The sequence below is a fragment of the Nitrospirota bacterium genome, from assembly GCA_016235245.1.
GTDB lineage: Bacteria > Nitrospirota > Thermodesulfovibrionia > Thermodesulfovibrionales > UBA6898 > UBA6898.
The window spans coordinates 1-20,058 of sequence record JACRLO010000002.1 but is presented as its reverse complement, the minus strand read 5'-3'; the positions used below and the strand labels follow the sequence as shown (position 1 = coordinate 20,058).

Below are 20,058 nucleotides of genomic sequence, written 5' to 3'. Positions count from 1 at the left end.
TGCTCACTTCGGCACTATTTCACCATTGCCCTCAACCCTGTGGTTTGCCTTTATCAGGGCCTCTTTAATGGCATCAACAGTCACTTTCCTGTCATCAAAAACGATCGTGAGCGTATGTTTCTCCTGATCATCATCAACCTTCTTCACCCCGTCAAGGGCCTCTACGGCAAAACTTGCCGTCATTGCTGCTGATGCTCAAAATACGGTCGGCACACTCAATCTGACCTTTATCTCTTCGGCATGGACAAGGCCGGCCAATGTCAAAAAAAGCAGGATCAGAATACCCGCAGCAGCCTGTTTTCTTTTTTTCATAACGCTCCTCCTGATAGATGATATTTATGCGCTGCTCCTGCAGATGAGCCTCGGTTATGTTCGCTCTGCTTACCGGAAAACCCGGACTCATTCGTGACCTGAACCCTCTGCTCCGTTAAACAGTAACAGGGAAATCCCTGTCTGTCAAAGTGATATTCGGACTGCAGATTAACCGATAATTACAGTTACCATTTCGAGACCTATCCGCCCTGTTCCCCTCTCCAGACCGTCCAAGCTGGGCATGATATGCATCATGGCAGGGCCAGTCCAAACGGCATAGACTATAAGCAGGCAAGAGATGCAGCAGCAAAGGAGGTCCTCATGCTTGTTTCCGTTTTAACAGCAATACATGTCCTGGGCGTGGTGATCTGGATCGGTGGTGTTGCGTTCGTCACGATGATCGTCTTCCCGATGCTCACCAGGATGGAGAACTCGCTCGAAAAGGTCATCTTCTTTCAGGGCATAGAACACCGTTTTGCCGGGATCGCAAAGGGTTCTCTTGCTGTGGTCGGCCTGACCGGCGCATGGCTCCTGTATCAGACCGGGGAATGGCGCATGCTCTTCAGCACAGCAGGCATAGGCCCGACGCTGATGCTGATCGTCTGGACCTTCTATCTGCTGGTGCTTTTGTTCGAGGCAAAGATCTTCGGCATGCTCTTTAAGGGAAAGGAAGGCCGGGATGCGGACAAGATCTTTGTTCTGCTTTCCCGTTTTCACTGGGTCGTCCTCAGCCTGAGCCTCCTGGCGATCGGCGTGGGAGTATGGGCAGGCCACGGCGGAGCATTGCACTGAGCGATTAACAATTAACGAGCGTTATCGGGCAGGGGCCTGAGACCTGGAAAAAGAGACGGTCTAGTGTGCAGCCGCCATGTGGAGAGCCTTTTTTCTGGCCTTTTCGAGCTTTTCGATAAATACCTCAGGCTCAAAATAGCCTATCTTCCTGAATACTTCATTGCCGGAAGCATCAAGCACAATGCTCGCCGGCTTTGCTGTTACATCGAAACGCATGAACTGCTCGGAATCTATGCCTGATTCATATTTAACAGCAATAAAATATTTCTTTATGTATTCCATAACGCTTTCGGTGATCAATGTGCATTTGTTCATTCTTATGCATGCCTCGCAGTCCTTGCCGAAAAAAGCGGCAAGCACAAGCTTATGTTCCTTTCGCGCCTGCTCAAGCGCGCTTCCAAGGCTTTTCCCCCAGACAATTTGCTCTTCCATAAGAAAGACAACCTCCGTTTACCTTACCGTCAGACAGCGACTCCCGCCACCGGGCATCTTCTCCGAGAAGGAGGTCCGGCACCGGTTCTCACTCACGTGGTCTGCTCTTTGGGGGGTCGTGCCTGACCTTCTGGCCCTGCTGATCGCCCGGCATGTCATCTTCATCAGTCTCACCCGCCTGCCCGGCAAAGGAGGACACAGAGGGTTCCCGGCGGGCTAAGCCGGCGTTATTTGAACTGCCGGAATTTCTATGGGAAGAATTCCCTTTATCAATTCCGAGATATAAGCGGCGGCATCCGCCCTTTGTTCATATGAGCTTTCTTTGTCCTTTACCCGTTCTACGTTATGAGTCTCCATGTTTATGGTGATAACCCCGACAGTGTAGCGGGCGTCTTTCAGGACAACACCATAGGCCCAGAGTAACCCATTGGCATCCTTGCCGATCGTTCCTCTGCTGACAGGTTTCCTGAACTCGCTTCTGATTATGTCTTCAACCGAAAAGTGCACTGTTTTCTTTTTCATCAGTTATCCAGGTGATTTGACTGAAGTATATCCTCAACCATTTTATCAGGGGTATATTGCCCGCTATACAAGGCGCTCAGCGCTCCGGACATGAAGGCTATCTGCCTGTCGACAGAACCGGCATCTCCCACCCAATCTTCGACTATTTCCCTGGTTATATCCTTGTTTACTATCTGGACTTTTCTGGTAAGCGTATTATATAAGGCATCCAAGGTCTGCATTTGTCATCCTCCTTTATCTTCTACCCTCTTATTATACCACGCGGAGCTGATGAGACTTTCCCGGGCTGCCTGCTATTGACTATGCCCGGGGATACGGTAGAATGAAATCAAGACGTATCAAGGAGGATTTCATGAGCAAAGAAACGAACAAACAGAAGCCCAATACAAAGAAAAAAGCACAGCACAGTCTGAAAGAAAAGAGACAGGCAAAAAAAGAGAAAGCTGACGGCAAGCCCTCGCAGCTGATACCGAAGTAACTGTGCAACAGGCAGGTCTGTCCTGCTTCCGGACCTGCCTGTTATTTCACAGGAAATGCCTTTTTTTATGATAATCCGGGTGTTGTCAGTTTAAATACTGCCTCATTTTTTTATATCGATATGCCGGACGCCGCTTGGTCTCCATGCAGGGGATATGACGCCGGGAGGTTCCATTGTTTTCAGATAGGATGCCCATGTGACCGTAAAATCACCGAACTTGTCATTGAGACGGTCGACCGCCTTTAAGATGGATTTCTCCTTTGCATCGTCATGAAACAGGGCCAGCTGGCCGCCATTATCCTGCAGCAGCTCAGAAAGGCTCACACCAAGCAGTCTGACCTTGTCAGCAAGTCTTATCGAATCCAGGATATCCCGTGCAGCATGGTAGATCTCATGCGTGCCGTTGCTATAGGCCTGAAGCGCAGCCTGTTTTGTGAAGGTCTTAAAATCGGCATACCGTACCGTAAGCGTTATCTTCTTGCCGGCAAACCCATACGTTCTTGCCCTTCTGCCGACCATTGAGCTTAATTTCAAAAGCTCTGACGTTATGGCTTCCCTGTCGGATATATCTTCCGGCAGGGTCATGCTGTGCCCTATGGATTTCGGGTTTCCTTCCCTGACGATGAGGGGTCTGTCACAGCGCCCAAGACCCATATGCTTCAAGGTCTCCCCCATGATGCCGAATTTGTTCCGTAACAGGCTTACCGGCGCCTTACCCAGCTCACCGCATGTCCTGATGCCAAATTGCTCAAGTCTTTCCGTAGTGGCCGACCCAATCCCCCAGAGTTCTCCGACCGGAAGGTCTTTCAGCACGGTTTCCGTTTCTTCGGGCTTTATCCATTTGAGGCCGTCAGGCTTTGCGATGTCACTGGCAAGTTTTGCCATAAGGATATTGGGCGCTATCCCGACAGTGCAGTTGATGCCGAACTGATCCTTTACTTCTTTTTTGATGGAGGCTCCTATGGCAACCGGGCCGCCAAAGAGGTGATGGGTTGTTGTTACGTCAAGAAATGCCTCATCAATTGAGTAGATTTCGATATCAGGCGTATAACGGTTGTAGAGCACGGAAAGTTCTCTGCAGGTATGGGTATATTTTTCGTTATCGCCGACTACCAGAATGAGATGGGGGCAGAGCTTTCTTGCCTCATAGATATTCATCCCTGTCTTTACCCCGAACGCCCGCGCCTCATAGGAACGCGTGGTGACGACTGTCCTGCCGCCTGAACCGATAACCGCTACAGGTTTGCCTCTGAGCCGGGGATTAGCCTGCTGCTCCACAGAGGCAAAAAAGGCATCCATATCTATGCAGATGATTATGGGGGACATGATCAGGTTTCGAGGGACTCGATTTTCCAGAGCAGAGAGACCGCATCAAACGACAGCTCAAAGAGGGTGCTTCCGTCGGTTATGGAAAAGTGGTGCAGATCTTTCTGCCCTTCCCTTGTCTTCCAGGCATAGGTCACTTCCTTTACCTCGATTGTTCTTCCGGACCAGGTGAAGCTGAGGGGTTTGATGCGGTAAGGCCTGCCAAAGGACGCCAGTACGGTTATACCCTCTCCGATCTGCATTACAGCTTCCTGATGACGCCCAGCACCTTGCCGACAACAGACACTTCATCTGCCTTGTAGGTCACAGCCTGCATAGTTCTGTTTTCAGGCTGCAGCGTTATGTGCCCCTTGCGTATATATACCCTCTTGACGGTCGCTTCATCCCCGATCAGCACAATGCCGATCTCTCCATTTCCGATAACCTGCTGCGGCTTTACGACAACATAGTCACCGTTGTAAATGCCGGCCTCTATCATGCTGTCTCCCATGACCCTTAAAGAGAATGCATCGTCAGCCGGAAAGAGCGTGCTGTCCACAAATAAGTGGGACTCGATGTCTTCATAGGCAAGGATAGGCTGCCCCGCCCGAACCCTGCCTGCAACCGGGATCATACGCCCTTCAGACGGATCAGGTCTGCCCGGTATTTCTATCCCCCTTGACTTCGAAGGGATGATCTTCAGAAATCCCTTCCGTTCTATCGCCTTGAGATGAGCTCTCGCGGCAGCCCAGCCAAACCCGAAATGCTCACCTATTTCCCTGAAGGTTGGAGGATAGCCATGTCTGAGTGCATAGGCTTTCAGAAAATCCAGAATGTCTTGTTGTCTGTCGGTCAAGTTGTCCATAGAGCACCCATTTGTATAGTGATATACATATGTTTACTATATGGGAGACTTTTTGTCAACGTACGCCTGCCCGGCAGCACGCTAAACCGGCCAGCCCGGCCTCCGTCCGGTTAAGAGAAATCAGTGCTGTCCGGCGGGCCTGCCTGAACACCAAATCAGGTATAATAAATCGGGTAGAATAGTCCGACCATGAATCTGAAAGAATCGCTCATATCCTCTTTCTTTTTTCACCTGATCATGTTCCTGCTCATGATAGCGGCCGTAAATTTCACGGCAGGCTTGCCCGGGGGCATCGGGAAGATCATCCCGATTGAACTTGCAATCGAAAAAAGTAAAGATCAGCCTGCATTCCGCAGCAACGCTGAAGAGGAGCCGCCTCAGGACCAGAACCAGCCCATGGTGCTGCCGGATCAGGATATGAGCAATCAGCCGAAGGAACGGGCAATAGTTCCGGAGTCTCAAAAGAAGGCAGAACCCGCAGCAGTACCTGCAATACCTGAAGCTGCCCTTCAGCCTCCCATCAGGACAGAGGGTTTCTCAAGCCTGGAGGCTTATCACCAATTCCTTATTCTGCATAAGAAACTTTTCGGCAGGCAGGCAGGGATCAAAGTGAATGAACTGATAGGTGAGGCTCTCAAGACAAACAGACGTGAATTCTATGGCGGCATTGCCGTCGTCAGTCTGCAGTTTGGGACCGACGGCTCGTTGCATGAGGTCAGTGTCGAGTCCGCATCACCGGATTTGAAGGCCTTCCTTGAAGAGATCAACTGGAGCATTGTGCCGCCGCCGTCCGCATTTTCGCTCGGATACGCCGGAGTACAGATCCAAATTACCGTGCTTGAGGGATATATGAATTTCAGTATCAATACACGGTGAAGCAGGCAGCGTCAAGGCTACAGATTTTAAGTGCCGCTACGACCCGCAGATCCGTTTCTTGTGGGCCTTCTCGATCGTTCGCGTAGCAAAGGTAAGCCCCGCAGCCAGCACCAGCACCACCGCAGCAGTCAGATAGGCGTCATTGTAGCTGCCCGCACCCGTACTCTTTTTCGCTGCCTCAAACAGCTTTCCGGCAAAGAGCGGAAAGATAAATCCGCCGACACCCCAGGCAGTGAAGACCAGTCCGTAATTAATACCGAAGTTCTTCAGACCAAAGTTGTCCTTCACCGCTGAAGGGAATACCGAAAGACATGCCCCGTAATTAAACCCCAGGAGCATCGAGACGACGACAAAGGCGATCATATCCGTAAGGCCTGTTCGGAGTATCATCATCAGGCCTGCCTGAAACAGGAATATGATGAACATGGTCCAGAGACGGCCGATCCGGTCAGAGAGCATTCCGGCGATGATCCGGCCTGCGGCGTTGCCGACTGCAAGCAGGGCGACCAGGATGAACCCTGCCTCGATCTTGCCGAGCTTCGCAATGGTGGTGATGTTTCCGATAATCATAAGACCCGCGCCTGCAGCAAAGGCATACATGGTCCAGAGCAGATAAAAAAGCGGCGTCCGCAGAATCTCCGAAGGCCCCAGGTTCACTGCGGCAGCGGCGGCCTTCACCACACCGGCTCCGGCGTCAGGCGGCTGATACCCCGGCGGCGGGGCGACCAGAAACTGCGCAAGCAGCGTCACAACGACCAGGAAGCCGATCCCGAAGGACAGCAGGGTCCTATGGATATTGCGCTCCTTGAGACTGAGCAGCTGCGCTGCCGCATCTTTACGGGCCAGATCCTTCCCCTCGAGTTCCTTTGCAACAAAGGTAACGTCGAGACCTCCGAATTCGGCCTCAGACACGGTTATGACCGTTCGTGCCTTCTCATACTCTGCATCGGCCAGAGCCTTTGCATTGCTCAGCTCCACCACCGCAGGAAGCGGCTGCCCGGTAAGGCTGAAGCCGGTGAGGTGGTTTGCCACAGGTGAAATATAGACCGAGGCAAGGCCGAAGCCTGCGACCACGAGGCCGGCAATAAGACCGGTCTTGCGGGCTGGAAACCACTTGACCGCAGGCGGCGTGGCCGATGCATACCCCAGGCCTATGCCTGCTCCGGCAAAGATCCCAAAACCGATCACAAACCAGAGCACGGTGACCGCATACGAGGCGATAATGCAGCCTATCCCTGTCAGAATGCCGCCGGCCGTTGCGACCCACCGCGGTCCAATCCTGTCCTGAAGCCTGCCGGCAGGCACCATCACGCACGCAAAGACGATGCAGGCGATGGAGTAGGGAAGAGCCTTGTCAGCGTCAGACCAGCCCCACTCTGACGGAATCGCCTTCTTGATAACGCTCCAGGCGTAGAGCACGCCAAGGGCGAGGTTAATGCCTATGCCTGCAACTGTTACGGTCCATCCTTTATTCTGCATTAAATTATTCCTCTGAATATTACATTAGTTTGTAATGCTGATCATAAGGCAAGGATAGCAGAGCATAAGAGAAAAATCTATTGTTATATGCCAGAATAAAGAATGCGAAACGGATCGCGCAATCTGTTATGACCAATACCATAAAAAGCCTTGCCGCCGCTATTATCCATCATGTCTGAATCTGATTACAGACCCTCAGCACGCTGGCTTGCTGCCTGCTTTCTCCTGATAATCCTGATGGCATGCTCGGAGAAGGAGCCCGGCAGCAGTATCGCAGTCGGGCCTTCTGCCCTGCAGACAGATGACGGTACCGCACCGATTGTCCTCTCCATCCTGCCGGTCGAGAGCGCCGGTGCAATGTATGAAAAATTTCTGCCGCTGCGCTATTACCTTGAGAAGATTCTTAAGCGAAAGGTTACCATTCATGTTGCCCGTGATTATGATTCCGCCATTAAGGAGATTGGAGAGGGAAGCGTGCACCTGGCCTGTCTTGACCCGGCAGTCTACTGCGAAATCAGGGCCAGATACGGCAGAGGGATCGTCCCACTTGCCCGTCCCGCAGGGGAAGAAGGGGGGTCACGCAGCGTATTCGTGGTGAAATCGTCAAGCGGGATAGAGCGGCTGGTCGACCTGAAGAAAAAACGCGTAGCCCTCGGCTCTGAGCATTCCTCCTTCAGCTATCTCATGCCCATGGCCATGCTCAATGACGTGGACATCGGTATAAAGGAGTTTGCTTCCGTCTCATACCTGCAGCAGGAAGACAGGGTCGCTCTCTCAGTCCTGATCGGGACGCATGACGCCGGAGCAATCAGCGAAGCCGTGGCCCTCAAGTATCTGCAGGATGGACTGAAGATCATAAAGACGTCAGAGACGATCCCGGAGTATGTACTCTGCGCCTCCCCTCTTCTCCCTGCCCCGATGAGGCAACGCCTGCTCGATGGACTGCTCAGTCCGGCAGCAAAAGAGGGCAGCCACAGTACTACCGCAGGGACGTTTGGCAGAACAGCGGACAGGGACTTCGATATGATGAGGGTGATGATCCGCAATATCACCGGCAGGGACTATGTCGAGTATGGCCCCAAAACTGTCCGGGTGGCGGTCCTTCCCCTGTATTCGGCAATAACCATTTATGACCGTTACGACCCTCTGATGCGCTATCTGTCACGGGAGACCGGCTATGAATTCAAACTGCTCATACCAAAGGACTTCGATGACTTTTACACGATCGTTAAATCGGGCAAGGCCGACTTTTCCTATCAGAACCCCTACAGCTATGTCATTTTATCCCGGGAGACGGATCTCATTCCCTTGGCTACAACGATAGGCGAGGACAGGCTGCCCGAAACAGAAGCAGGTTCAGGAGAATTCTTCAGGGGCGTGATCATCACCAGAGCGGGAAGCAGCATCAGGACAATCCAGGATCTCAAAGACAGGCGGGTCCTCATCACATCGGCGCTGTCTGCGGGAGGGTTCCTTTCCCAGAAGATCTTTCTTGCCGGCCATGGCATTGATGTTGACCGGGACTTGAGGATGATCGATGCAAAGAAGCAGGAACGCGTCATCCTCGGTGTGTACCAGGGCGAGGCAGACGCAGGCTTCGTGCGTGAATCAGCGCTGGTCGTATGGAAAGACGTTGTTGATATGAAAAAAATCAGGGTACTGGCAGTAACCACACCACTCCCGAACTGGCCCTTTGCTGCAGTCAGACACGGCAATAAGCCGCTCGAAGCAAAGGTCGCGGATCTCCTCATACATCTGAAGGATAGTGAGATCCTTGATGCTGCCAGGATCAGAGGCTTCAGAATGGCGCGGGAGGCTGACTATGAGCAGCTCAGGAAATACTGATATGCTGAAGAAGGCCGGCAGTTATTTCAGAAGATTACGGCTGGTCCAGAAGTTTTCCTTTGCGGTTATCTTCCTGCTGCTGGTAAGCAGCATTGTCTTTAATACTCTTATCATATCCCATCAGAGAAACTCCTTGCGCGCAGAGATGCAGAAGAGCCATCTCGGCGCCGTAAGGAGTCTGGCAAAGGATTCGATAGAACCCCTGATTATCCTGGACCCTCTTCGTCTGGATGAGCTGGTCAGGACAATGCTCCAGACACCTGGCTGCACCTACGCCGGCATTGTCGACAGGAACAACCGCATCGTTGCCCATACAAACCGAAAAAAACTGGGCGAGCAGTTGATCGCGCTGCCGTCCTCTGACAGCTCTGGCAGCGATTATGTTATAAGGGAACTGTCTTCCGGGTCGGTCAGGGAGATCATCGTACCGGTCAAGGTGGGATACGACCTGACAGGGACCGTTATTGCCGGTTTTTCTCCGGACAATATCGAAAATGCGATTGCAGCAGATCTCGCCGGTCTCAAGCGCTACACCCTCATGATCTCTCTGCTGATCGGGTCAGTAGGCATATGGGGCGCCTTCGGTTTTGCCAGTATTCTGACAACGCCTATGCGAAAGGTAAAGGAGAAGATGGCCCAGGTCCAGGCAGGGAACCTCGATCTCGAAATCCCGGGGAAAGAACCGGTTTTATGCCATAAAATCATGGGCTGCGCAGAAGAGACCTGTCCTGCCTTTGGCAAGACGAGGTGCTGGAGCATCTCCGGGACAAACTGTTTCGGGTCACAGCAGGGCGACGTCTTCAATAAGCTGAGTACCTGCAGGGAATGCAAGGTATACCGTGAGTCCTGCGGGGATGAGATCGGGGAATTGATCGAGGTCTTCAACGAAATGATCGGCCGGCTCCGGACCTCGATCGTCGAGCTCGAGGAGTCAAACAGAGAAAAGTCAAAACTCGAAAAGCTGTCTGCCCTCGGAGAGATGTCGATGACTGTAGCCCATGAGATCAAAAACCCTCTGAATTCGATACAGGGGGCAACCACGTATCTGCGGGAGAATTTCGAGGGCGAGGTGCTTCAGGAGTTTCTTCAGATCATAGACGAAGAGACCCGCCGTCTCAATGAGATTGTTACCAGTATCCTCAGATACTCAAGACCTGCTCCGCTGACGCTCCAGCGGGGAGACCTGAACCAGCTGATACGGGAAACCGCAGCGCTTATACGGCAGGAAGCGACCGATAACAATATTGAAGTCCTTCTCTCCCTTCATGATACAATACCGCAGTTCAGCTTTGACAGCCAGCAGATCAAACAGGCCCTGCTGAACCTGCTCGTAAATGCGGTGGATGCGACAAGGCCAGGAGATGACATCCAGATATGTACGCGGCTGGCAGGTCCGATGGTAACGATCGGGATTGAGGATACCGGCTGCGGGATGAGCGAGGAGACAGTGGCAAATATTTTCAAGCCATTTTATACCACCAAGACGCGCGGCTCAGGACTCGGCCTTGCATGCGTTGAACGCATTGTAAAGGACCATAAGGGTGAAATCTCCATTTTCAGTTCCGTAGGCAATGGGACACGGATCGAAATCTCTCTGCCTGCGGGGAAGTGACCCGGCCATGAAAGGAAAGGTCCTGCTGGTCGATGACGAGGTCAATACGCTTAAAGTCCTCTCCGCAATCCTGAAAAAAGACGGATATGAAGTTACAACGGCAAAATCAGGGGAAGAGGCACTGACCAGATGTATCGGCGGTGATTTCGATACGGTTGTCACCGACTATCGCCTTCCCGGCATTACAGGGAGTGACCTTCTTGCAAAACTCAGGGAAGCCGGCAATCAGGTGCCGATCATTTTAATGACTGCCTACGGCTCGATCGACCGTGCGGTTGAAGCGATGACCAAAGGGGCCTTCAACTATCTCGCAAAGCCGGTCAGCCCGGAGCGGCTCCTCACCGTAGTACGCGAAGCAAGCGGAAAGCATCAGCTGCTGAAAGAAAATATCGTCCTCAAATCCCGGCTCAGGGAGCGCCACGGCTTCAAGAGGATTATCGGCAAAAGTGCCGTGATGCAGGACCTCTATCAGCTGATAGAGACCGTATCGAGGTCGAATTCAAATGTGCTGATCCTCGGCAAAAGCGGCACCGGCAAGGAGCTTGTCGCCAGGGCAATCCATAACGAGTCGCCGCGGGCCGGCGGCCCCTTCATCCCGATAGACTGCGCCTCTCTGCCTGAGGAGCTTCTCGAAAGCGAGCTCTTTGGTCATGAGAAGGGCTCCTTCACCAGCGCCCATGAGCGGAAATCAGGCCAGATCGAACTGGCTGAAACAGGCACCGTCTTCCTCGACGAAGTCGGCGAACTCCCTCTGGGCATACAGAAAAAGTTCCTGCGTTTTCTTCAGGAACGGGAGATCCTCCGCGTTGGCGGAAAGAACCGGATAAAGGTCGATGTCAGGATCATCGCAGCAACAAACCGCGACCTTGCCCGTGACGTCCGGCAGGAGCATTTCCGCGAAGATCTTTTCTACCGGCTCAATGTAGTGACGATACCGGTACCCTGCCTTCAGGACCGGAAAGAGGACATACCCCTTCTCTGCAGAAAATTTCTCGACCGGTTCAATGAAGAAAACGGCAAAGCCATTCAGGGTTTCGATCCCGCTGTCATGGCAGTCCTGCTTGAACACGACTGGCCGGGCAATGTCAGGGAACTCGAAAATACGATAGAGCGGGCCGTTGTACTCTGCCCTTCGGATTCGATCACGCTCAAGTATCTGCCTGCATCACTTCGGCCGAAAAATGCTGCAACTGAAAAGCCGGCAGAGGAGTTCAATATACAGGCCGTTGAAAAGAGGCTGCTCCTGAAGGCACTCGAAAAAACCTCAGGGAACCAGACAAAGGCAGCCGATGTCCTGGGCATCACCCGGAAACAGCTCAGGACCAAGATGAAAAACTACGGTCTCACATCAGAGGATTAGCTGTCCCAAAAGGGCCAATTATTTCTCTTCATTGTCCCGTTTTGGACAACAGGCCGTCATCCCGATATCTCCCTTTTCCCCCCAACCCCGCTTTTCAGCGGATAATCTCTCCTGCAGACTTCCCGCTGTCATGGCACATCTATTGCAACTCCAGACGTAATGCATTAATCCAAAGGAGGAGTGGTATGAAGCGATTCCTTGTAGTATTCGGACTCATGATTCTTGCTGCTGTGGCAGCTGTGATCCAGGACGGGGCCTTTGCAGAAAAGCCGAAAGAAGCGGCCCCTCAACAGGCGCAAAAGGCAGAGGCAGTCCCTGCCCCCGAGGCAGCAGGAGCGCCGACGATCCAGATCGACAAGACTACCCTGAACAACGGAGGGACAATCACTGTAACCGGGACAGCGCCTGCCGGTAAACCGGTCTATCTCGAAATCTGGTCTGATAAAAAGGTTAAGGCCTCCCGTTTCGATGCTGAAAAGGACAAGGAGACCGGCAAGCGGCCGTACGTGCTCTATATGACACTGGAGATGCCGGCCTACTATAAGATTTTTATGCCGAAAGAACAGAAAGAACTTATAGACAAGTTCAAAAAAGAAGGGAACAAATGGTCCTATTCCCAGGCCCTGAAAGACATGGGAGCTGACATCGCCTATTCCGCGCCGGCAAAGGCAAAGATCGACCGCTATCAGGCAACCCTGACCGGCAGTATCATCGGCTCCCGCGGAGACCTGCTGCCGCAGATGGACGACAAGGACAATAAGAAACGCTCCATGCAGCTGGTAAAGGCCCGCTTCAGAAACCCGGACAAGGTTTTCAGCGCCGATGTGGTTACAAACCCTGACGGCACGTACAAGGCAGAAATCAAGATCAGGAAAGGGGTGGCCGACGGCAAATATACCATCGTTGCGGTTGCAGACAAGAACGCCAGGAGTCAGCCGGTCTCCTTCGAAAATACGATCAGCTTCCCGAACCTGTATCTAAGCAATGCCGGCACCAGCCTGAACCTCATCGGTCCGTTTTTTCTGGCCCTCGGCATCGCCATCTTCGGCGTTCTGATGGGCGCAGGCGGCGGCTTTATCATGAACCCGCTGCTGGTAATGCTCTGGCCTCTGCCGCATACCATCGTGGCAGGGACGGTCATGCCGACCGTTTTATTTTCCCAGGCAAGCGGCATATATAATTACTCGAAGATCAAGTTCATCAACTGGAAGCTCGGGGTAGCGATCGGGCTGGCGATGGTGGTCGGCGGGTTCATCGGTCCGAAGCTGACCGAGCTGATCACCCTCGAACAGTTCAAGTTCGTCTTCGGCTGGATACTGATCGTCCTTGCAGGGCTGATGTTCTGGCAGACAACGTCGGGCTACATTGCCAAAAACAAAAAGGAACAGGCGATACTGAAGGAATTCAAGAGCAAGGCCGAGGCATCGGCCAAATCAAAGGCATAAGGAGGCCTGATATGATCGTTACATTCTGGGGACATGAGTTCAAGGTTAATCTTATCATCGGCTGCCTCGGCGGCTTTATCATCGCAGTCATATCCTCCATGTTCGGCTTCGGCGGCGGACCGTTCATGGTCCCGCTGATGACCGTGGGGCTCGGCCTGCCTATGTACGTTGTGGTCGGCAGTTCGCTTCTGGCCATCTTTTTCAATACGCTGATGGGCACAATGCGCCACTATCAGTTCGGGAATTTTGATCTCACCCTGTTTCTGATCATGTTCCCCGCAGCGATACTCGGCGGGTTTATCGCACCGCAGATCGCTAAGCGGATAAGCCCCCTGATGGTCAAAAGAGTCGCGGTCGCAGGACTGCTGATTCTTGCCTTAAACCTGCTGGGGCTCTATTAGAAGCATGAGCGAGGGACTGAGGAGAACATAATATGAAAAAATTCGTCTATACCACCTGCGAGATGTGCACCGGCCGCTGTCCTTTGATGGTGGAGGTGCTGGACGGTGAGGTAAAACATATCTGGGGTAACCCCCATGTACAGGGAGGCCAGCAGTGCTGCCCGCGCGGGGCCGCAGCAAAGGCACTTCTCTCTGACAATGAACGGCCGCAGCATCCGCTTATCCGCGACGGAGAGCGGGGGTCAGGGAAGTGGCGGCAGGCCTCATGGGACGAGGCCTATGATTACATTGCCGACAGGCTTAAGACTGCGAAGGAAAAATACGGTGCAAAGAGCATCCTGCTGAGCGACCGCGGAGGGCCGATGACCGAGTTTGAGAGGACCTTCCTTGCGGCCATCGGTTCGCCGAATTATTTTAACCACCACGCAACCTGTTCCAACAGTGTCCATAACGCACATATGTCGATTGCGGGCCATGCCAGAAACTCGGTCGACTATGATTACGAAAACTGTAAATACATGGTGCTTTTCGGCAGGAATATCTATGAGTCGATAAAGACGACCGAGGCCAAGACGGTTATGGACATGCAGGAGGCCGGCGGCAAGATGGTCTGTGTTGATGTGCGATGGAACTATACTGCTGCAAAATCCGACAAATTCTTCATCATCAGACCCGGCACTGATTATGCACTTACCCTGGCACTGATCCATCAGATTATAAAGGACAATCTCTATGACCCTGATTTTGTGAACCGCTGGGTACTGGGCTTCGACGAGATCAAACGCTTTACCATCCCCTACACCCCCGAGTGGGCAGAGAAGGAGACCGGTATACCTGCCAAAGAGATCATCAGGATCGCGCACGAGGCCGGCGAAGCAAAGCCTGCGGTAATCTTCCATCCCGGCTGGATGACCTCGTGGTTCAGCAATGACTATTATCTGCGGCGGGCCATCTACACCCTGAACGCCCTCATGGGTTCCTATGAAACAAAGGGCGGCATCTATATCAACAAGAAGCCGGGCGAGGTGGGCCTTAAATACAGGACCCTGATCGGACAGATCCCGAAGGTCAAGGAAGAGCGTTTCGACGGCGTCGGCACGAAGTTCCCGCACCTGAGCGATCAGTGGGGTCTTGCCCAGATGCTGCCGCATGCAATTTTAAATGAAGACCCCTATCCGATCAAGGCCTATATTGTGATGCGCCATGACCCGCTGGCATCGCTGCCTGACCCTGATTTGATGAAAAAGGCCTTTGCAAAACTGGACCTCCTCGTCTCGATCGATATCAACTATAGCGAGACAGGCTGGTTCTCTGATGTGATCCTTCCGGAGAGTACCTTCCTGGAGCGCACAGACCATGTCTATGTCAGGAGCGGCTCCGGTCTGACACCGCATCTGACGCTGATCAGGCAGGCAGTAAAGCCGAGATTCGATACCAAAGGCAGGGGCGAGATATTCAAGGCCCTTGCCGATCGCATGGGAGTGGGGCAGTTCTTCCCGTATAATTCACCTGAGGAACTGGTTGCCTGGCAGCTTGAGGGCTCCGGATATACAATCGAGAGCTTCGACGCCACCGGCGTCATCGAGCCGTCGAAAGAGCAGATATGGTATGACCGGAAAGACGGCATAAAATTCAATACACCCTCAGGCAAGATCGAGCTTATATCTTCGATGCTCGAAAAACATAATATCCCGTCCTTTATCCCATATGAGAGCCCTCCGAAGCCGGCAGAAGGCAGCTTCAGGCTGGTCACCAGCAAGGTTGCGGTCCATACCCAGGGCAGGACTACCGCAAACATCGGGATCTTAAATGAACTCTATTCAGAAAACCATCTCTGGATGAATACAGAAGAGGCACGGAAGCTCGGGATCAGTGATGGGGATACTGTCGAGGTCTCGGTAGAGGGCTATGCCAAAAAGATCGGGGCAAAACTTACTGACCACATACACCCTGAGGTGGTTTTTATGCTCCATGGATTTGGCGATACGGTGCCGCTCAGAACAAAATCTTTTGGCAAAGGGGTGAGTGACATCCGGCTCCAGAGAGGACTTCTCAAAACAGCGGTCGGAGGCAACTGTCCGCTCACCGAATGTGTTGTTGCCGTAAAAAAGACAGCGGCATAGGCATCGATATCAGAAGGAGGCAATAATACCATGAGCATCTACTATATACATCAGAGCCAGAAGCGCTGTATCGGCTGCCGCGCCTGCGAAATACACTGCAAGACTGAAAACGACGTGCCGGTCGGCCCCCGGTTCTGCGCTATCGTCCCGGTCGGCCCAAAGGTGGTCGAAAATGTCCCCCGGATGAACTTTATCTTCATGCCCTGCTTTCATTGCGAAAACCCCTGGTGCGTCTCTGCCTGCCCAACCGGCGCGATGCAGAAGCGCGCAAAAGACGGGATCGTCTTTGTCGAGCCCTCGCTCTGTGTGGGCTGCAAGTCCTGCATCACCGCCTGCCCATGGGGGGTGCCGCAGTGGAACCGGGATACCGGCAGGGTCTTCAAGTGCGACTACTGCAGACATCGCGTGGATGAGGGGCTTGAACCGGCCTGCGTAACCGGCTGTACCACAAAAGCCCTCAAGTGGATCACGCCGGACATGGCGTCCCTTGACAAGCGCGAGAAGTTCGCCCGCGAGATCGCCGAAAATCTGCCCTACTGAAATACCCCAATACGGTTATGACCACGATCACGATCGATGGACGTGATATTGCTGCCGAACCGGAGAAGACGGTACTCGATACCGCCCGCTCCGTTGGCATTGCTATTCCGACGCTCTGCTATCATAAGGCGCTCGGGCCTTACGGCTCCTGCAGGCTCTGCATTGTTGAGGCCGAGGGCCCGTCACTGAGCCATACCATAACCACGTCCTGCAACCTTATGCCGGTTGACGGACTTATGGTCGAGACTGCAACACCGCGCATTCAGGCTATGCGCAGGACGATCCTGCAACTGATGCTTTCGGCAACCAAGCCCTCGCCAGAGCTTCTTGCCCTGTCAGCTGAAGCAGGACTCACCAAAAAACGGTTTTCTCTCAGGCGCACTGATCCCTGTATTCTCTGCGGACTCTGCATCAGGGTCTGCAGGGATACGATCAGGGCCAATGCCCTGAGTTTCGGATTTACCGGAGCCGGCCGTCATAAAGTGGCCGAGACGGTCGCGATGACAAAAGAGCGCTGCATCGGCTGCGGCACCTGTGCTGCCGTATGCCCTGTCGGGGCTATAGGCATTGAAGACAAAGGGGCGGTGCGCAGGATCGTTCTCTGCGGCAAGACCGTTAACAAACTTCCTCTGGCTTCCTGCGATCTCTGCAACAGACCGTTCACCACAGAACAGTTTATCCTTTCAGTGCTTTCCCGTGTCGATGATCCGCTTAGACGCAGCATCGGTCATGTCTGTCCTGATTGCAGCAGAAACCGCTTTGCCACTGCCCTCACCGGGCAGTTCCCGCCCGCGGCAGATATCAGATGAAAAGACCTTTTTCGTTCTGGAATAACGCACAAAATGAGGCCCTGCCGCCACTTCAGCACGGCAGTGAAACCGTATCGGCAATAATCGGCTGGGCAGGCATCCGGATTATGGATAACGATATCGATCTTCTGGAACTCTGCCATGAATACTGCAAGGCAGTCGAACACTATTCCTGCGGTCAGTGCATTCCCTGCAGGGTCGGCTCACGAGTAATCACCGGAGTGGTGGGCCGCATGAAAAAGGGGAATGCTTCAAAAACAGATCTCGATACGCTCCGGGAGATCGCAGAGACAATGAGTCTCACCTCGATGTGCGAACTCGGCCGCAGTTCTCCAAGGGTTATTCTCCACCTGATCGATCAGCACGAAGAAGCCCTGAAACAGCAGAAAAAAGTAACGCCGCGTGAAGACGGGGCGTTTGTGTACCATTCCCTGAAGACTGCGCCCTGCATACAGGCCTGCCCCATCCATCTCGATATTCCAAAATATATCGAAGAGATAAAATCTTATAATTTTGAGGCGTCTCTTGGCACTATCAGGGAGCGCCTCCCTCTGCCCGGCGTGCTCGGACGGGTATGTGTAAGGCCATGCGAATTCAACTGCCGCAGAGGCCTGATCGACGAACCCCTCCAGATCAAACACCTGAAGCGTTTTGCTGCTGACCACGGGCGCAGCCTGAAGAAGCCTGCTCTTCGTAAAAAAGGCCTGAAGAAAAATAAGCAGAAAATAGCAATAATAGGTTCAGGCCCTGCCGGCCTCACTGCTGCCCACTTTCTGGCAGGGCTGGGATATCCGGTTACGATCTTCGAGATGCTGACTGAGCCGGGAGGAATGGCTGCGGTCGGAATCCCTGATTACCGGCTGCCGCGTGAAATCCTGCGGGACGAGATAAGGACTATTGAAGACAGTGGAGTTACCATTGTATACGGCAAGGCCCTCGGTGCAAGCTTTTCGCTTGACGATCTCCAGGCAGAAGGATTCAGGGCGGTCTTTATAGGCATGGGCTGCCACTGCCACAAAAGCATGGGCGTTGAAGGAGAAGACAAGGGGTACTACGGATATGTGCCGGGTGTTTACTTTCTCCGAAATATCAACCTCGGACTTCTCGATGAGGTCCCCAGGGGCAGAAAGATCGTTGTGGTCGGCGGCGGCAATGTCGCGATAGACTGTGTGCGGATTGCCCTGAGGATCGGTTTTGAAGAGGCCCATCTCGTGTACCGCAGGACGAAAAAGGAGATGCCTGCGGATGCGGTTGAAGTGGCTGATGCCGAGGCAGAAGGCGTGCAGTTTCATTTCCTGACCGCTCCAAAGAAGATCCTTGCTGAAGACAAAAAGGTGCGGGGGATCGAGTGCCTCGCCATTGAACTGGGAGAGCCTGATGCAACAGGCCGGCGAAGACCGGTTGAGGTTGCCGGCTCCGACTTTGTGGTCGACGCAGATGTTGTTGTGGCTGCAATCGGGCAGGAAGGGGACTTCGCCTGCTTCTGCAACCTTCCCGGCGTTGACGTGACCGAAAAGGGTGCGATCGTCATAAACGAAAACTTCATGACAACGCGCGATGGAGTTTTTTCCGGGGGTGACTGCGTCACCGGCCCTGACGTTGTCATCCGCGCCTGCGCCCACGGCAGGATGAGCGCCATGAAGATTGATCATTATCTGGAGCACGGTGAGGTGCCGGTCTTCGATGAGCAGAAGGACGAGCTGCTGCTTGCAAGGCTCAGGGTATATGACCCACACGAGAAAATCGATATACCGGGAGGGCTGAAAAGGATCCCGGTCCGCCACGAACCGCCTGCCGACCGGCGTCGTGATTTCCGTGAGGTCGATCATGGCTATACTGATACCGAAGCGGTTGCCGAGGCCTCACGATGTCTACGCTGTTACCGGGTCCTCCTCTATGCCTGCAGGAAGAGCGGAGCCTTGTGATCACAGAAAAGGCAAAACACGAACTGATACGGTATCGCGCTGCACGGGATGTCGGAATCTCTACGATCCTGTTCGTCTGCACAGGCAATGCCGTACGGTCACAGATTGCCGAGGGAATTGTTAATCATTTTTATCAGGACCGATGGGCTGCGTTTTCAGCAGGGACCATGCCGATGGAGGTACAAAAAGATGTGATACGGGTGATGAACGAAATCGGGATCGATCTTGCCGGCCACTGGTCAAAGCACGTAGATCTGTTTATGGACTGCACGTTCGACAGAGTCGTTATCCTCTGTTCTGATGCCGGCACCCGGTGCCCTGACTTTTCGTATGCCGGGCGAAAGGACCAGATGAATTTCGACGACATTCTGCAGAATGGTGGGCAGTGGATACAGGAAAACATCGATCCGGACGTTCTCCGTTTCCTGGGGGACATGGACCAGGCAAAAGTTCAGAAGCTCATGCGCGATTTTCAACAGTGGCTTTACGGCGAAAACGTGATGAACACTACTTCAATCAAGGAAACGGCCGCCACAGTATTGCCCCTGCTGGAAAAATATGAAGAAACCTGGCCTTATGCAGTATGGTTGAAAACCCGGCTGGATTATCTCGAAATGGCAGATCAATTTAAACGTGTTGCGCCTCCACCGAAAGTCGAACCTGGCCAACCGCCCAAACCGGTTCCCAACCCGGAGCCGGATGTGGAACGAAAAGCATGGCAAAAACAACTCGAAAAAAGACCTTTGCCAAAAGGAGCCGAAGCGTACGTGGCCCGTCTGAAACCGATTTTTGCCGCGCAAAAAGTACCGGAAAAACTAGTCTGGCTGGCAGAAGTTGAATCGTCTTTTACTCCATCTGCCCTCAGTCCGGCAGGAGCGGCCGGTCTGTTTCAACTGATGCCTCGCACCGCCAAACTCTATGGTCTTTCTTCATGGCC

Annotated in this window: 21 protein-coding genes; 12 read left to right on the top strand and 9 right to left on the bottom strand. The window is 53.2% G+C overall.

Going from position 1 to position 20,058, the window contains the following annotated elements; translation table 11 throughout:
- Positions 1–3 precede the first annotated feature (3 nt).
- Positions 4–183 carry a heavy-metal-associated domain-containing protein gene (locus tag HZB31_01050; protein MBI5846540.1) on the bottom strand — a complete coding sequence of 60 codons (180 nt, stop codon included), beginning with the start codon at positions 181–183 and terminating at the stop codon, positions 4–6.
- A gap of 375 nt (positions 184–558) precedes the next feature.
- On the opposite strand from HZB31_01050, the gene HZB31_01045 reads away from it, so the two are divergent.
- A complete protein-coding gene (locus HZB31_01045; protein ID MBI5846539.1) occupies positions 559–1,104 on the top strand; it encodes a hypothetical protein in 546 nt (181 codons plus the stop codon).
- A gap of 60 nt (positions 1,105–1,164) precedes the next feature.
- Here the strand turns inward: HZB31_01045 and HZB31_01040 are convergent, their stop codons facing one another.
- The 7 genes from HZB31_01040 to lexA all read right to left on the bottom strand — a co-directional run bounded on the left by HZB31_01040 (position 1,165) and on the right by lexA (position 4,706).
- Positions 1,165–1,536 carry a thioredoxin family protein gene (locus tag HZB31_01040; protein MBI5846538.1) on the bottom strand — a complete coding sequence of 124 codons (372 nt, stop codon included), beginning with the start codon at positions 1,534–1,536 and terminating at the stop codon, positions 1,165–1,167.
- A gap of 18 nt (positions 1,537–1,554) precedes the next feature.
- On the bottom strand, positions 1,555–1,701 hold the full coding sequence (locus HZB31_01035; GenBank protein ID MBI5846537.1) for a hypothetical protein: 147 nt from the start codon (positions 1,699–1,701) through the stop codon (positions 1,555–1,557).
- A gap of 51 nt (positions 1,702–1,752) precedes the next feature.
- The gene (locus tag HZB31_01030; GenBank protein MBI5846536.1) at positions 1,753–2,058 is read right to left on the bottom strand and encodes a hypothetical protein; all 306 of its coding nucleotides are present in this window, start codon (positions 2,056–2,058) and stop codon (positions 1,753–1,755) included.
- Positions 2,058–2,279: a hypothetical protein gene (locus HZB31_01025; GenBank protein ID MBI5846535.1), complete on the bottom strand. Its 222-nt coding sequence runs from the start codon at positions 2,277–2,279 to the stop codon at positions 2,058–2,060. Before HZB31_01025 ends, HZB31_01030 begins: the two co-directional genes overlap by 1 nt.
- Before the next feature lie 359 nt (positions 2,280–2,638).
- Positions 2,639–3,862, bottom strand: a complete 1,224-nt coding sequence (gene dinB, locus HZB31_01020) for a DNA polymerase IV (protein MBI5846534.1) — start codon at positions 3,860–3,862, stop codon at positions 2,639–2,641.
- A gap of 2 nt (positions 3,863–3,864) precedes the next feature.
- Complete coding sequence (locus HZB31_01015) at positions 3,865–4,104, bottom strand: hypothetical protein (GenBank protein MBI5846533.1); 240 nt, start codon at positions 4,102–4,104, stop codon at positions 3,865–3,867.
- Positions 4,104–4,706, bottom strand: a complete 603-nt coding sequence (lexA, locus tag HZB31_01010) for a repressor LexA (GenBank protein ID MBI5846532.1) — start codon at positions 4,704–4,706, stop codon at positions 4,104–4,106. The genes HZB31_01015 and lexA overlap by 1 nt, the downstream gene beginning before the upstream one ends.
- A gap of 189 nt (positions 4,707–4,895) precedes the next feature.
- Between lexA and HZB31_01005 the strand changes: the two genes are divergently transcribed.
- Positions 4,896–5,582, top strand: a complete 687-nt coding sequence (locus tag HZB31_01005; GenBank protein MBI5846531.1) for a hypothetical protein — start codon at positions 4,896–4,898, stop codon at positions 5,580–5,582.
- 36 nt (positions 5,583–5,618) lie between these two features.
- On the opposite strand, the gene HZB31_01000 is transcribed toward HZB31_01005, so the two are convergent.
- Positions 5,619–7,061 (bottom strand): OFA family MFS transporter, encoded by a 1,443-nt coding sequence (locus HZB31_01000; GenBank protein MBI5846530.1) that lies wholly within the window; start codon positions 7,059–7,061, stop codon positions 5,619–5,621.
- 171 nt (positions 7,062–7,232) lie between these two features.
- Here HZB31_01000 and phnD point away from each other — a divergent pair, with 171 nt between their 5' ends.
- The 10 genes from phnD to HZB31_00950 all read left to right on the top strand — a co-directional run.
- The gene (gene phnD / locus HZB31_00995; protein ID MBI5846529.1) at positions 7,233–8,906 is read left to right on the top strand and encodes a phosphate/phosphite/phosphonate ABC transporter substrate-binding protein; all 1,674 of its coding nucleotides are present in this window, start codon (positions 7,233–7,235) and stop codon (positions 8,904–8,906) included.
- Positions 8,884–10,518, top strand: a complete 1,635-nt coding sequence (locus tag HZB31_00990; GenBank protein MBI5846528.1) for a HAMP domain-containing protein — start codon at positions 8,884–8,886, stop codon at positions 10,516–10,518. Before phnD ends, HZB31_00990 begins: the two co-directional genes overlap by 23 nt.
- A gap of 7 nt (positions 10,519–10,525) precedes the next feature.
- Positions 10,526–11,878: a sigma-54-dependent Fis family transcriptional regulator gene (locus HZB31_00985; protein ID MBI5846527.1), complete on the top strand. Its 1,353-nt coding sequence runs from the start codon at positions 10,526–10,528 to the stop codon at positions 11,876–11,878.
- Positions 11,879–12,063: 185 nt separating this feature from the next.
- A complete protein-coding gene (locus HZB31_00980) occupies positions 12,064–13,323 on the top strand; it encodes a sulfite exporter TauE/SafE family protein (GenBank protein ID MBI5846526.1) in 1,260 nt (419 codons plus the stop codon).
- 11 nt (positions 13,324–13,334) lie between these two features.
- Positions 13,335–13,724 (top strand): sulfite exporter TauE/SafE family protein, encoded by a 390-nt coding sequence (locus tag HZB31_00975; GenBank protein MBI5846525.1) that lies wholly within the window; start codon positions 13,335–13,337, stop codon positions 13,722–13,724.
- Positions 13,725–13,756: 32 nt separating this feature from the next.
- On the top strand, positions 13,757–15,847 hold the full coding sequence (locus HZB31_00970; protein MBI5846524.1) for a molybdopterin-dependent oxidoreductase: 2,091 nt from the start codon (positions 13,757–13,759) through the stop codon (positions 15,845–15,847).
- Between the two features lie 30 nt (positions 15,848–15,877).
- Positions 15,878–16,387, top strand: a complete 510-nt coding sequence (locus tag HZB31_00965) for a 4Fe-4S dicluster domain-containing protein (GenBank protein MBI5846523.1) — start codon at positions 15,878–15,880, stop codon at positions 16,385–16,387.
- A gap of 17 nt (positions 16,388–16,404) precedes the next feature.
- Positions 16,405–17,196: a (2Fe-2S)-binding protein gene (locus HZB31_00960; GenBank protein ID MBI5846522.1), complete on the top strand. Its 792-nt coding sequence runs from the start codon at positions 16,405–16,407 to the stop codon at positions 17,194–17,196.
- Complete coding sequence (locus HZB31_00955) at positions 17,193–19,121, top strand: FAD-dependent oxidoreductase (protein ID MBI5846521.1); 1,929 nt, start codon at positions 17,193–17,195, stop codon at positions 19,119–19,121. Before HZB31_00960 ends, HZB31_00955 begins: the two co-directional genes overlap by 4 nt.
- Positions 19,118–20,058, top strand: a 941-nt coding sequence (locus HZB31_00950; protein ID MBI5846520.1) for a transglycosylase SLT domain-containing protein, incomplete at its 3' end; no start/stop codon positions are given. The genes HZB31_00955 and HZB31_00950, both read left to right, overlap by 4 nt.